At 63.4% G+C, this 12,826-nt stretch carries 9 protein-coding genes; 7 read left to right on the top strand and 2 right to left on the bottom strand.

What is annotated here, in order from left to right; translation table 11 throughout:
• Positions 1-41: 41 nt before the first annotated feature.
• Positions 42-1,349, bottom strand: coding sequence for an Nramp family divalent metal transporter (locus ACYJP6_RS13680; RefSeq protein WP_459475548.1), 1,308 nt, complete (start codon positions 1,347-1,349; stop codon positions 42-44).
• Positions 1,350-1,628: 279 nt separating this feature from the next.
• Between ACYJP6_RS13680 and tig the strand changes: the two genes are divergently transcribed.
• The 5 genes from tig to ACYJP6_RS13655 all read left to right on the top strand — a co-directional run bounded on the left by tig (position 1,629) and on the right by ACYJP6_RS13655 (position 9,615).
• Positions 1,629-2,939 (top strand): trigger factor, encoded by a 1,311-nt coding sequence (gene tig, locus ACYJP6_RS13675; RefSeq protein ID WP_459475547.1) that lies wholly within the window; start codon positions 1,629-1,631, stop codon positions 2,937-2,939.
• 90 nt (positions 2,940-3,029) lie between these two features.
• Positions 3,030-3,671 carry an ATP-dependent Clp endopeptidase proteolytic subunit ClpP gene (gene clpP / locus ACYJP6_RS13670; RefSeq protein WP_007162222.1) on the top strand — a complete coding sequence of 214 codons (642 nt, stop codon included), beginning with the start codon at positions 3,030-3,032 and terminating at the stop codon, positions 3,669-3,671.
• Positions 3,672-3,781: 110 nt separating this feature from the next.
• Complete coding sequence (gene clpX, locus ACYJP6_RS13665) at positions 3,782-5,062, top strand: ATP-dependent Clp protease ATP-binding subunit ClpX (protein WP_059232396.1); 1,281 nt, start codon at positions 3,782-3,784, stop codon at positions 5,060-5,062.
• A 126-nt stretch (positions 5,063-5,188) separates the two neighbouring features.
• Positions 5,189-7,585: an endopeptidase La gene (gene lon, locus ACYJP6_RS13660; RefSeq protein ID WP_459475546.1), complete on the top strand. Its 2,397-nt coding sequence runs from the start codon at positions 5,189-5,191 to the stop codon at positions 7,583-7,585.
• A 173-nt stretch (positions 7,586-7,758) separates the two neighbouring features.
• Positions 7,759-9,615 carry a SurA N-terminal domain-containing protein gene (locus ACYJP6_RS13655; RefSeq protein ID WP_459475545.1) on the top strand — a complete coding sequence of 619 codons (1,857 nt, stop codon included), beginning with the start codon at positions 7,759-7,761 and terminating at the stop codon, positions 9,613-9,615.
• A gap of 103 nt (positions 9,616-9,718) precedes the next feature.
• On the opposite strand, the gene cysK is transcribed toward ACYJP6_RS13655, so the two are convergent.
• Positions 9,719-10,693, bottom strand: a complete 975-nt coding sequence (gene cysK, locus ACYJP6_RS13650; protein ID WP_459475544.1) for a cysteine synthase A — start codon at positions 10,691-10,693, stop codon at positions 9,719-9,721.
• A gap of 110 nt (positions 10,694-10,803) precedes the next feature.
• Here cysK and ACYJP6_RS13645 point away from each other — a divergent pair, with 110 nt between their 5' ends.
• Positions 10,804-11,637 (top strand): AAA family ATPase, encoded by an 834-nt coding sequence (locus tag ACYJP6_RS13645; protein ID WP_459475543.1) that lies wholly within the window; start codon positions 10,804-10,806, stop codon positions 11,635-11,637.
• Positions 11,638-11,645: 8 nt separating this feature from the next.
• Positions 11,646-12,821 (top strand): vWA domain-containing protein, encoded by a 1,176-nt coding sequence (locus tag ACYJP6_RS13640; RefSeq protein ID WP_459475542.1) that lies wholly within the window; start codon positions 11,646-11,648, stop codon positions 12,819-12,821.
• Positions 12,822-12,826: the final 5 nt, after the last annotated feature.

Genomic DNA, 12,826 nt, shown 5'->3' with positions numbered 1-12,826 from the left:
GCAGGAGGGGCGCAAGTGTCGCCCCTCGCGGTGATGGATCCTCAGCCCAGCAGCTGCATGCCCAGCTGGATGGCGACCCAGATCGCCAGCAGCGTGGCGAAGCCGAGCGCCAGGTTCTCGAACCAGTTGTTGCGGTATTCGTCGCCCAGCAGCGACTTCTGGTTGGACATGATCAGCAGCCCCAGGGAAATCACCGGCAGGCCGACGATGTTCAGCGCGTTGACCCCGATGGTCAGGGTCACGAAGTCGGGCATGCCCGGCAGCGACCACACCAGCGGGGTCACCAGGATGAAGAGCATGAACCACTTGTGCAGCGGATCCTTGTGGAAGGTCTTGCCATAGCGTTCGCGCCGCTCCGGGCGGATGTGCTGCAGGGCATCGGTGATCAGCATGGGGAAGGCGGTGGTCTTGCCCACCACGCTGGCGAACAGGGTGGCGAACACCCCGGTGAAGAAGATCAGCCAGCCCCCCGCTCCGAAGAACAGTTCCAGCGCCGCGCCCAGGTCGTTCAGGGTATTCACCTGCAAGCCGTTGGGCCTGAGGATTTCCACCCCGACCACCCAGATGGCCAGGTTGATGACGATGCCGACGACCACCGCGAAGAGCAGGTCGTTGCGCTGGATGCGCTTGTGCTCCGGGCCGGTCCAGCCCTTTTCCTTCATCACATAGGGATGCACGAAATTGGCGATGGAGCCGGCCACGGCGCCGATCACCGACACCGCCACCAGCAGGGCACCGTGTACCCCTTCGTCCGGCGGGATGCTGAAGCCGATGGTGCCGCGCAGGATGCCGCCCAGGTCCGGGCCCGACATCAGCGCCAGGGTGATGAAGGCCAGCGTCATGATCGCCAACAACCCCTTCATCACCCCTTCGATCAGCCCGTAGAAATTGCGCCCCACCAGCAGCCAGACCGCGATCACCACGGCCACCGAGCAGAGCAGCGGCTGGTCGAGGTGCAGCAGGGTGGCGAGGGCCTCGCCGGCGCCCTTGAGCATATAGGCATTGGTCAGGTGCCCCATGATCAGCGCGTAGCCGAGCATGAACCAGGCGAACAGCGGATGCAGCTGGGCGTAGCCTTCGAGGATCGACATGCCGCGGTTATTGCACAGCTGGAAACGGGCAATGATGTTGACGATGAGAAAGCGCAGCAGCAGGGAGACCGCCAGCACCCACATCATGGCGTAGCCGTAGTTGGCCCCGGCCACCGAGGAGGTGATGAGGTCGCCGGCGCCCAGCCAGGACAGCACCGCGATGATGCCGGGACCGAGCAGCTTGGCCATCCGGCGCAGGCCCGAACGGGTTTCGCGGGCGGCGGGTACGGGTTTTTCGACGGAACTGGAACGCTCCATGGGGCCACTCTCCTAACGATTGTTGTTGTTGTGCATGAAGGCCGCTGGCCTTGTCGTTAGCTTGCGCTTTCAGGGTTTAGCACTACATATGACGTCGTACAACATATGGCGGGCAACAAAATGTTGCCTTTGGTCAGGAGGGGCGAGCGCGCGTCGGCGGCCGCCGTATGCACCGCTAGTTCGTGCCAGGTGACTTCGCTTGAGACTCTCTCTAGAATGGTTGCCCTTGATTCTGGGGGGTCGGGTTGCCGGCCCGTTCTTGTGCCACGAGGAATATCCATGCAAGTTTCCGTTGAAAACACCTCTGCTCTCGAGCGTCGCATGACCATTGGCGTGCCGGCCGAGCGTATCGAAACCGAAGTGAACAAGCGTCTGCAGCAGACTGCACGGCGTGCCAAGGTTCCCGGTTTCCGCCCGGGCAAGGTACCCATGAGCGTCATCCGCCAGCGCTACGAAGCCTCGGCTCGTCAGGAAGCCTTGGGTGATCTCATTCAGGAAACCTTCTACGAAGCCGTCGTCGAGCAGAAGCTCAACCCGGCCGGTGCACCCGCCGTCGAACCCAAGGTGTTCGAAAAGGGCAAGGATCTGGAATACGTCGCCACCTTCGAAGTCTTCCCCGAGTTCGAAGTCAAGGGCCTGGATGGCATCGAGATCGAGCGCCAGGACTCCAGTGTCGAAGACGCCGACATCGACAAGATGCTCGACGTGCTGCGCAAGCAGGGCACCCGCTACGAAGCGGTCGACCGCGCTGCTGCCACTGACGACCAGGTCACTATCGACTTCGTCGGCACCCAGGACGGCGAAGCCTTCGCTGGTGGCTCCGCCGAAGGCACCAAGCTGGTGCTGGGCTCCGGCCGCATGATCCCCGGTTTCGAAGACGGCCTGGTCGGCGCCAAGGCCGGTGACGAGCGCGTGCTCGACCTGACCTTCCCCGAGGATTACCAGAACCTGGATCTGGCCGGCAAGGCCGCCCAGTTCAAGGTCACCGTCAAGGAAGTGGCCGCCCCCGAGCTGCCCGAGCTGAACGAAGCCTTCTTCAAGCAGTTCGGCGTGGAAGAGACCACCGTCGAGGGTTTCCGCACCGAAGTGCGCAAGAACATGGAGCGCGAGCTGCGCCAGGCTCTGAAGACCAAGGTCAAGAACCAGGTCATGGACGGTCTGCTGGCCGCCAACCAGATCGACGTGCCGGCCGCCCTGATCAGCAACGAAGTGGATCGCCTGCGCGTCCAGGCCGTCCAGCAGTTCGGTGGCAACATCCAGCCCGACCAGCTGCCGGCCGAGCTGTTCACCGAGCAGGCCAAGCGCCGCGTGCTGCTGGGCCTGATTATCGCCGAGATGGTCAAGCAGTTTGAGCTCAAGCCCGATGACGCCCGCGTTCGCGAGCTGATCGAGGAAATGGCGGCGGCCTACCAGGAGCCCGAGCAGGTAGTGAAGTGGTACTACCAGAACGAGCAGCAGCTGAACGAAGTGCGTTCGGTTGTACTGGAAGAACAAGTCGTGGATACTGTCCTCAAGCAGGCAAAAGTCACCGACAAGCAGGTCTCCTACGAGGACGCGGTCAAACCGGCCGAGGCTCCGCAAGCAGCCTGATCTGCCTCAAGTTGCTCGTTCACCTAAGCCAGCCTCGTGCTGGCTTAAGTGTTTTTGACAGGTCATCCAGATAGGGAGCTAGTGCAGGACATGTCCCGCAATTCTTACATGCAATCCATGCCCGATATTCAAGCCGCTGGCGGTCTGGTACCCATGGTGGTGGAGCAATCCGCCCGGGGTGAGCGCGCTTACGACATCTACTCCCGGCTGCTGAAGGAGCGGGTCATCTTCCTGGTCGGCCAGGTCGAGGACTACATGGCCAACCTGGTCGTCGCCCAGCTGCTGTTCCTGGAGGCCGAGAATCCCGACAAGGACATCCACCTCTATATCAACAGCCCGGGTGGCTCGGTGACCGCTGGCATGTCGATCTACGACACCATGCAGTTCATCAAGCCCGACGTGTCCACCATCTGCATCGGCCAGGCCTGCAGCATGGGCGCCCTGCTGCTGGCCGGCGGTGCGGCCGAGAAGCGCTTCTGCCTGCCGCATTCGCGGATGATGATTCACCAGCCGCTGGGTGGGTTCCAGGGTCAGGCCTCGGACATCGAAATTCACGCCCGTGAAATTTTGACCATCCGCGAGCGTCTGAATAAGGTGCTGGCGCATCACACCGGCCAGCCCATGGACGTAATCGCCCGCGACACCGACCGTGACAACTTCATGAGTGGCCCCGAAGCCGTTGCCTACGGCCTGATCGACAAGGTCCTCGAGAAGCGCAACATCCCCGCCTGACCCCGCCTCGACCACCCGCCCAGACGCCGGTCGTTTGGGCAGGTAGGCTTGAAAAACCGTGCAATTGGCTCCATCTTGTTGATGTAAGCACATTCCATTGGATCGATCGAATGACAGATACGCGCAATAGCGACGATAACGGCAAGCTGCTTTACTGCTCCTTCTGCGGCAAGAGTCAGCACGAAGTACGTAAATTGATCGCTGGACCCTCCGTCTTCATCTGCGACGAATGCGTCGACCTGTGCAATGACATCATCCGCGAGGAAGTCCAGGAAGCTCAGGCCGAGAGCAATGCGCACAAGCTGCCCGCGCCGAAGGAAATCAGCGGCATCCTCGACCAGTACGTCATTGGTCAGCAGCGTGCCAAGCGTGTCCTCGCCGTTGCCGTCTACAACCACTACAAGCGTCTTAACCAGCGCGAGAAGAAAGACGACGTCGAGCTGGGCAAGAGCAACATCCTGCTGATCGGTCCGACTGGCTCGGGCAAGACGCTGCTCGCGGAAACCTTGGCGCGCCTGCTCAACGTACCCTTCACCATCGCGGATGCCACCACCCTGACCGAAGCCGGTTACGTGGGTGAAGACGTCGAGAACATTATTCAGAAGCTGTTGCAGAAGTGCGACTACGATGTGGAAAAGGCCCAGATGGGTATCGTCTACATCGACGAGATCGACAAGATCTCGCGCAAGTCCGACAACCCCTCCATTACCCGTGATGTCTCGGGCGAGGGTGTGCAGCAGGCATTGCTGAAGCTGATCGAAGGCACCGTAGCATCGGTACCGCCCCAGGGTGGTCGCAAGCATCCCCAGCAGGAATTCCTCCAGGTGGATACGCGCAACATCCTGTTCATCTGCGGTGGCGCCTTCGCCGGCCTGGAAAAGGTCATCCAGAACCGTTCCACCAAGGGCGGCGGCATCGGCTTCAACGCCGAGGTGCGCAGCCAGGAGCTGGGCAAGAAGATCGGTGAATCGCTGCGCGATGCCGAGCCCGAGGATCTGGTGAAGTTCGGGCTGATCCCCGAGTTCGTCGGTCGTCTGCCGGTCATCGCGACCCTGGACGAACTGGACGAGCCGGCGCTGATGCAGATCCTGACCGAGCCGAAGAACGCCCTGACCAAGCAGTACGCCAAGCTGTTCGAGATGGAAGACGTGGACCTGGAATTCCGTCCCGATGCGCTCAAGGCGGTCGCCCGCAAGGCGCTGGAGCGCAAGACCGGGGCCCGGGGCCTGAGATCCATCCTCGAAGGCATCCTGCTGGAGACGATGTACGAGATCCCTTCGCAGAAGGACGTGAGCAAGGTGGTCATCGACGAGAGCGTCATCGATGGCAGTTCCCAGCCGCTGCTCATCTACGAGAACAGCGAGCCCGCCAAGGCGGCGCCGGACGCGTGACAAAAGGGGCTTCGGCCCCTTTTTCAATTCAGCGACGGTTGTATTTTGCGGCGGCCAACCTCATGTTAGAGAAAACCGAGGCCTTAACCGCATCTGCGGCCGATTATTTGCCGAGACCCGTATCCCATGACTACGACGATAGAACTTCCCCTGCTGCCCCTACGTGACGTAGTGGTCTATCCCCACATGGTCATCCCATTGTTCGTCGGAAGGGAAAAGTCCGTCGAGGCCCTCGAGGCTGCCATGGCTGGCGACAAGCAGATCCTGCTGGTCGCGCAGAAGAATCCCGGCGATGACGACCCCGCCGCGGACGACATGTATCACATGGGTACGGTCGCGACCGTTCTGCAACTGCTCAAGCTGCCCGATGGCACCGTCAAGGTACTGGTCGAGGGCGAGCAGCGTGGTCGCATCGAATCCTTCGTCGAGAACCAGGCCTATGCCCGCGCCCTGGTGACCCTGATCGATGATAGCGAAGCCCCGGATCGTGAATCCGAGGTCTTCTCGCGCAGCCTGATGAGCCAGTTCGAGCAGTACGTGCAGCTGGGCAAGAAGGTGCCGGCCGAGGTGCTGTCCTCGCTCAACAGCATCGAGGATCCCAGCCGCCTGGTCGATACCATGGCCGCCCACATGGCGCTCAAGATCGAACAGAAGCAGGAAATCCTCGAGATCACCGAACTCGGCGCCCGCGTCGAGCACGTGCTGGCGCTACTGGATGCGGAAATCGACCTCCTGCAGGTGGAAAAGCGCATCCGTGGCCGCGTCAAGAAGCAGATGGAGCGCAGCCAGCGCGAGTACTACCTGAACGAACAGATGAAGGCCATCCAGAAAGAGCTGGGTGACATCGACGAAGGCCACAACGAGGTCGATGACCTCAAGCGCCGCATCGAGGCCGCCGGTCTGCCCAAGGATGCCCTGACCAAGGCCAATGCCGAGCTGAACAAGCTCAAGCAGATGTCGCCGATGTCGGCCGAGGCCACCGTGGTGCGCTCCTACATCGACTGGCTGGTGAACGTGCCGTGGCAAGCCGAGAGCAAGGTGCGTTTGGACCTAGGTCGTGCTGAGGAGGTCCTGGACAAGGACCACTACGGGCTCGAAGAGGTCAAAGAACGCATCCTCGAATACCTCGCCGTGCAGAAGCGGGTAAAGAAGGTTCGCGGGCCGGTGCTGTGCCTGGTCGGTCCGCCCGGGGTGGGCAAGACCTCCCTGGCCGAGTCCATCGCTCGCTCCACCGGGCGCAAGTTCGTGCGCATGGCCCTGGGCGGCGTGCGTGACGAAGCCGAGATCCGTGGTCACCGTCGGACCTACATCGGCTCCATGCCGGGTCGCCTGATCCAGAAGATGACCAAGGTCGGGGTGCGCAATCCGCTGTTCCTGCTCGATGAAATCGACAAGATGGGCAACGACATGCGGGGCGATCCCGCGTCCGCGCTGCTCGAGGTGCTCGATCCGGAACAGAACCACACTTTCAACGACCATTACCTCGAGGTGGATTACGACCTCTCCGATGTGATGTTCGTCTGCACCGCCAACTCCATGAACATTCCGGCGCCGCTGCTGGACCGCATGGAGGTCATCCGCCTGCCCGGTTACACCGAGGCCGAGAAGGTCAACATCGCTACCCGCTACCTGATTCCCAAGCAGGTGAAGGCCAATGGCCTGAAGAAGGGCGAGGTGGAATTCGACGAAGCCGCGCTGTGCGACATCATCCGCTACTACACCCGCGAAGCGGGCGTACGGAGCCTGGAGCGCCAGGTGGCCAAGGTCTGCCGCAAGGTGGTCAAGGAGCATGCCCTGAGCAAGGAGCGGACCGCCAGCGTCACGGTGGACACCCTCGAGCACTGGCTGGGCGTGCGCAAGTTCCGCTACGGCCTGGCCGAGCAGCAGGACCAGATCGGTCAGGTGACCGGCCTGGCCTGGACCCAAGTGGGTGGCGAACTGCTGACCATCGAGTCCGTCGTGGTGCCCGGCAAGGGCCAGATGATCAAGACCGGCTCCCTGGGCGACGTCATGGCCGAGTCCATCACCGCGGCACTGACCGTGGTCCGCAGCCGTGGTCGCAGCCTGGGTATCCCCAAGGACTTCCATGAGAAGCACGACATCCACATCCACGTTCCCGAGGGCGCCACGCCCAAGGACGGCCCGAGCGCCGGTATCGGCATGTGCACGGCGCTGGTCTCGGCCGCGACCCGCATCCCGGTGCGGGCCGACGTGGCCATGACCGGCGAGATCACCCTGCGCGGTCAGGTGCTGGCCATCGGTGGCCTCAAGGAAAAGCTGCTGGCAGCCCACCGTGGCGGCATCCGTACCGTGATCATTCCGGAGGAAAACGTCCGGGATCTGCGGGACATTCCGGACAACATCAAGGCCGACTTGCAGATCAAGCCGGTCAAATGGATTGACGAGGTCTTGGAGGTTGCGCTGCAATACACGCCGGAGCCGCTTCCGGATGATGGTCCGGAGCTCGTCAGCAAGGACGAGAAGCGGGATCAGGAGGGCAAGGAGCGCGTCAGTACCCACTGACGACGCCCCTGGGCTTGATGGGCGGGTCACCGGAGTAGGTTGCCGGTACCCGCCATCCTGCTGGATGCAAGGTCCTTGATTGACGAAAAGGCGCATCTCGAGATGCGCCTTTTCGCTATTTGCTATTCGACGAATTCGCCATGGCCGGTCCGGCCACAGCTCGTGGGGGGAACATGCTACAAAACATCAGGGACCGTTCGCAGGGATGGATTGCCAAAGTCATCATCGGATTCATCATCCTGCTGATGGCACTGACCGGCTTCGAAGCGATCATCCGCGCGACGGGTCACCAGGGTGCGGTAGCCCTGGTCAATGGAGAGGAGATCAAGCAGACGGAGCTGGCCCAGGCCGTGGAAATGCAGCGTCGACAGCTGCAGCAACAGCTGGGACAGGGCTTCGATCCTTCCACGCTGGATGACCGCCTGCTGCGCGAATCGGCGCTCAAGGCGCTGATCGACAAGCAGCTCATCCTGCAGAGCGCCAAGGCGGATCGCTTCGCCTTTTCCGAGCAGGCGCTCGACCAACTGATCCTCAATACCCCCGAATTCCAGACCGAAGGGCGTTTCGATCCCCAGCGCTTCGATCAGGCCGTTCGCCAGATGAACTACAACCGCCTGCAGTTCCGCGATCTGCTGCGGGACGAGATGCTGATCGGCCAGCTGCGTGCCGGTATCGTCGGCAGCAACTTCGTCACCGATGCCGACATCGAGGCCTTCGCTGCACTCGAGCGGCAGACCCGTGACTTCGCCATGCGTACCGTCAAGGCGTCGCCGGCTGGCATCACGCCGACCCAGGAGGAGATCCAGGCCTACTACGACAGCCACAAGAACGCCTTCATGACCCCCGAGCAGGTGGTCATCGATTACGTCGAGCTGAAGAAGGATGCCTTCCTGGCCAAGGCCAAGGTCGACGAAAGCCGCCTGCAGGCCGCCTACAAGTCCGAGATCGCCAACCTGTCGGAGCAGCGTGACGCGGCGCATATCCTCATCGAGGTCAACGACAAGCAGAACGACGATCAGGCCAAGGCCAAGATCCAGCAGATTCAGGAGCGCCTGAGCAAGGGTGAAGACTTCGCCAAGCTCGCCAAGGAATTCTCCCAGGACCCGGGTTCGGCAGCCAATGGCGGTGACCTCGGCTTCGCCGGTCGCGGTGTCTATGATCCGGCGTTCGAAGAGGCGCTGTATGCCCTGGCGCCGCAGCAGGTGTCCGCACCGGTGCGTACCAGCTTCGGCTGGCACCTGATCAAGCTGCAGGGCGTCCAGGCTCCCGAGGTGCCCACCCTGGCCAGCGTGCGTCCGCGCCTGGAGCAGCAGCTCAAAGCGGAAGATGCCGATCGCCTGTTCGTGGAAGCGGGTCGCAAGCTGGAAAGCTCGGCCTATGAAGCCTCCGACCTGAGCCAGCCGGCCCAGGAGCAGGGTCTGCAGGTCAAGACCAGCGCGCCCTTCGGTCGCGAAGGGGGCGAAGGCCTCACCGCCAATCGCCAGGTGATAGAAGCCGCCTTCAGCGAGGACGTGCTGCGCAACGGCGCCAACAGCGCCGCCCTGCAACTGGATCCGGAAACCCTGGTGGTGATCCGCGACAAGGAGCACCGTACGCCCCAGTTGCAACCCCTGGATGCAGTCAGGAACGAGATCGTCACGCGCCTGACCCAGGAAAAGGCCGCAGCCGTGGCCAAGCAGGCTGGTGAAGGGCAACTCAAGACCCTGCGCGACGGTGGCAAGGCCGCGGCAGGCGACTGGCGCACCATCGAGGCTGCCACCCGCAACCAGGAGGGCGTCGATCCCCAGGTGTTGCAGGCGGTGTTCCGCATGGCCAAGCCGGAAGGTGACAAGCCGTCCTTTGCAGGGATCAGCCTGCAGAACGGTGACTTCGTCCTGCTGCGCCTGCAAGGCGTAGGGGTACCCAAGGAAGCCCTGAGTGCCGAGGACAAGGCCCTGTATCGCCGCTACCTGGCGTCGCGTGCCGGACAGGTAGACTTCGCGGCCTATCGCCGGGCCCTGGATGCCAAGGCCGAGATCAAGCATCTCTGATACGAAAAAAGCCCGGGAAACCGGGCTTTTTCTTGGGCGGAGCTAAGCGGTCTATGCCGTGCCAGCGCTGCCTTGATCGACGCCGGGCAGCGCTGGCCGCGTCCTACTGGACCAGGTCCTGTTCGTCGAACAGGCCATCGAACAGCATCGTCGAGAGATAGCGTTCGCCAGAATCCGGCAGGATGACCACGATGGTCTTGCCCTGCATTTCCGGCGTTTCCGCCAGCCTGACCGCCGCGGCCATGGCGGCCCCGCAGGAGATGCCGCAGAGGATGCCTTCCTCGCGCATCAGTCGCTGGGCCATCAGCTTGGCCTGCTCATCGCTGACCTGCTCGACGCGGTCGACCATCGCCAGGTCCAGGTTGCGCGGAACGAAACCCGCGCCTATGCCCTGGATCTTGTGCGGGCTGGGCTTCACCTCGGCGCCGGCGAGGGTCTGGCTGATCACCGGCGAGGTTTCCGGTTCCACCGCGACCGACAGGATCGGCTTGCCCTTGGTGTTCTTGATGAAGCGCGAGATGCCGGTGAGGGTGCCCCCGGTGCCGACACCGGCTACCAGGACGTCGATGGCGCCGTCGGTGTCGTTCCAGATCTCGGGTCCGGTGGTCTTTTCATGGATGGCCGGGTTGGCGGGATTGTCGAACTGCTGCGGCATGAAGTAGCGCCCCGGCTCGCTCTCGGCGATCTCCCGGGCCTTCTCGATGGCGCCCTTCATGCCCTTGGCCGGTTCGGTGAGCACCAGCTCCGCACCCAGCGCCTTGAGCACCTTGCGGCGTTCCAGGCTCATGGAGGCGGGCATGGTCAGCACCAGACGATAGCCACGGGCGGCGGCGACATAGGCGAGGCCGATGCCGGTATTGCCCGAGGTGGGTTCGACCAGGCTCATGCCGGGCTTGAGCAGCCCCTTGGCCTCGGCGTCCCAGATCAGGTTGGCGCCGATGCGGCACTTGACCGAATAACCCGGGTTACGCCCCTCGATCTTGGCGAGCAGGGTTACGCCCTTGGGACCGAGGCGATTGATGTAGACCAGCGGCGTATTGCCGATGGACTGGGCGTTGTCAGCGAAGATGCGGCTCATGGGGATCCCTGTACGGCGCGGAAAACTCGCAGCCTAGGCCTTGCGTCCAGTGGCGTCCAGCCCGGTCGCGGCGTGCTATCGTCTGGAGAAACAGGCGTTGAGGATCGACGATGGCTTTTCAGGGTACCGAGCGTTACGTGGCCACGGCGGAGCTCAGCCTGGCGGTCAATGCGGCCATCCAGCTGGGGCGTCCGCTGCTGGTGAAGGGTGAGCCGGGCACCGGCAAGACGCTGCTGGCCGAACAGGTGGCCCAGAGCCAGGGGGCACGCCTCATCACCTGGCACGTCAAGTCCACCACCAAGGCGCAGCAGGGGCTCTATGAGTACGACGCCGTGAGTCGCCTGCGCGATTCCCAGCTGGGCGATCCCCGGGTGCAGGACGTGGCTAACTACATCAAGCCGGGCAAACTGTGGGATGCCTTCACCGCCGAGGATCCGGTGGTACTGCTGATCGACGAGATCGACAAGGCCGATATCGAGTTTCCCAACGACCTGCTGCTGGAACTCGACCGGATGGAATTCCACGTCTACGAGACGGGCGAAACCATCCGCGCCCAGCGGCGGCCGTTGATCATCATCACCTCCAACAATGAAAAGGAGTTGCCGGACGCCTTCCTGCGCCGCTGCTTCTTCCATTTCATCCGCTTTCCCCAGCGCGAGACGCTGGAGCGGATCGTTCAGGTGCACTACCCGGACCTGCAGGGTCGCCTGGTCAAGGAAGCCCTGGATCTGTTCCTCGACCTGCGCAGCGTGCCGGGGCTGAAGAAGAAGCCCTCCACCTCGGAGCTGGTGGACTGGCTGGCGCTGTTGCTCGGCGACCAGGCGGCGCAGCAGGGGCTGCAGGGGGAGGGCGGTCTGCCGCCGCTGGCCGGTGCCCTGTTGAAAAACGAGCAGGACCTGCAACTGCTCGAACGCCAGGCCTTCATGCGCCGTCGCCGGAGCTGAACACGGGCATGTTCCTCGACTTCTTCACCCGCCTCAGGGCGGCCGGCATCCCGGTGTCGCTGGGCGAACTGCTGGATCTGCACGCCGCGCTGGACGCGGGTCTGGCGATCGCCGATCCCGAGGCTTTCTACCTGCTGGCGCGTACGCTGCTGGTCAAGGACGAGCGCTTCTTCGACCGTTTCGATCAGGTCTACGCCGGCGAGATGGCGCGCGCGGAGCGTCCCGCGGAGGCGAGTGCCCTTCCCGCCGACTGGCTGCGCCTGGAACTGCAGCGGCTGCTCTCCGAGGAAGACCGCCAGCGGCTCCAGGCCCTGGGTGGTCTCGACGAACTGCTTGCGACGCTGCAGCAGCGTCTCGCCGAACAGCGCGAGCGCCACGCCGGCGGCAACAAGTGGGTCGGAACCGGCGGTACCAGTCCCTTCGGCAGCGGTGGCTACAATCCCTTCGGTGTGCGCGTCGGCGAGGCGGGTACCCGCCAGGGCCGCGCCGCCAAGGTCTGGGAGCAGCGCGACTACCGCAACCTGGACGACCGCGCGCCCCTCGACCGCCGCAATCTGCAGCTGGCTCTGCGCCGGTTGCGGCGCTTTGCCCGCCAGGGCGCGGCGGCCGAGTTCGACCTCGACGGCACCGTGGCCGCCACGGCGCGCGACGGTGGGCTGCTGGACGTCCGCTATCGCCCGGAACGGCACAATGCGACCAAGGTGCTGCTCCTGCTCGACGTCGGCGGTTCCATGGATCTGCACGTCCGGCTGTGTACCGAACTGTTCAGCGCCTGCCGCTTGGAATTCCGCCACCTGGAGTACTACTACTTCCACAACTGCGTCTATGAGCGCGTCTGGCGGGACAATGCCCGGCGTCATGACGAGGGCCTGGCGACGGACGAGCTGCTGCGGCGCTACGGCGCGGATTACCGCCTGGTGATCGTGGGCGATGCCAGCATGGGGCCCTATGAGATCACCCACGCCGGAGGCAGCGTCGAACACTGGAACGAGGAGCCGGGCGCCCTATGGATCCAGCGGCTGTGCCAGCACTTTCCCCGGGCGGCCTGGCTCAACCCCTATCCCCAGGAAGGTTGGGCCAGTAGCACCTCGATCCAGCTGCTGCGCGAGCTGATGGCGCAGCGCATGTTTCCGCTAACGGGCGAGGGGCTGGGCGATGCCATCCGGGCTTTGACGCGCCCATGAAAAAA

It is taken from the genome of Pseudomonas sp. No.117 (genome assembly GCF_054558395.1).
This window is presented reverse-complemented; position numbering and strand designations above follow the sequence as displayed.

Excerpts from the sequence above, each read along its gene's own strand:
- ACYJP6_RS13680 (WP_459475548.1), bottom strand. The coding sequence starts at position 1,349 with ATGGAGCGTTCCAGTTCCGTCGAAAAACCCGTACCCGCCGCCCGCGAA.
- tig (WP_459475547.1), top strand. The coding sequence starts at position 1,629 with ATGCAAGTTTCCGTTGAAAACACCTCTGCTCTCGAGCGTCGCATGACC.
- clpP (WP_007162222.1), top strand. The coding sequence starts at position 3,030 with ATGTCCCGCAATTCTTACATGCAATCCATGCCCGATATTCAAGCCGCT.
- clpX (WP_059232396.1), top strand. The coding sequence starts at position 3,782 with ATGACAGATACGCGCAATAGCGACGATAACGGCAAGCTGCTTTACTGC.
- lon (WP_459475546.1), top strand. The coding sequence starts at position 5,189 with ATGACTACGACGATAGAACTTCCCCTGCTGCCCCTACGTGACGTAGTG.
- ACYJP6_RS13655 (WP_459475545.1), top strand. The coding sequence starts at position 7,759 with ATGCTACAAAACATCAGGGACCGTTCGCAGGGATGGATTGCCAAAGTC.
- cysK (WP_459475544.1), bottom strand. The coding sequence starts at position 10,693 with ATGAGCCGCATCTTCGCTGACAACGCCCAGTCCATCGGCAATACGCCG.
- ACYJP6_RS13645 (WP_459475543.1), top strand. The coding sequence starts at position 10,804 with ATGGCTTTTCAGGGTACCGAGCGTTACGTGGCCACGGCGGAGCTCAGC.
- ACYJP6_RS13640 (WP_459475542.1), top strand. The coding sequence starts at position 11,646 with ATGTTCCTCGACTTCTTCACCCGCCTCAGGGCGGCCGGCATCCCGGTG.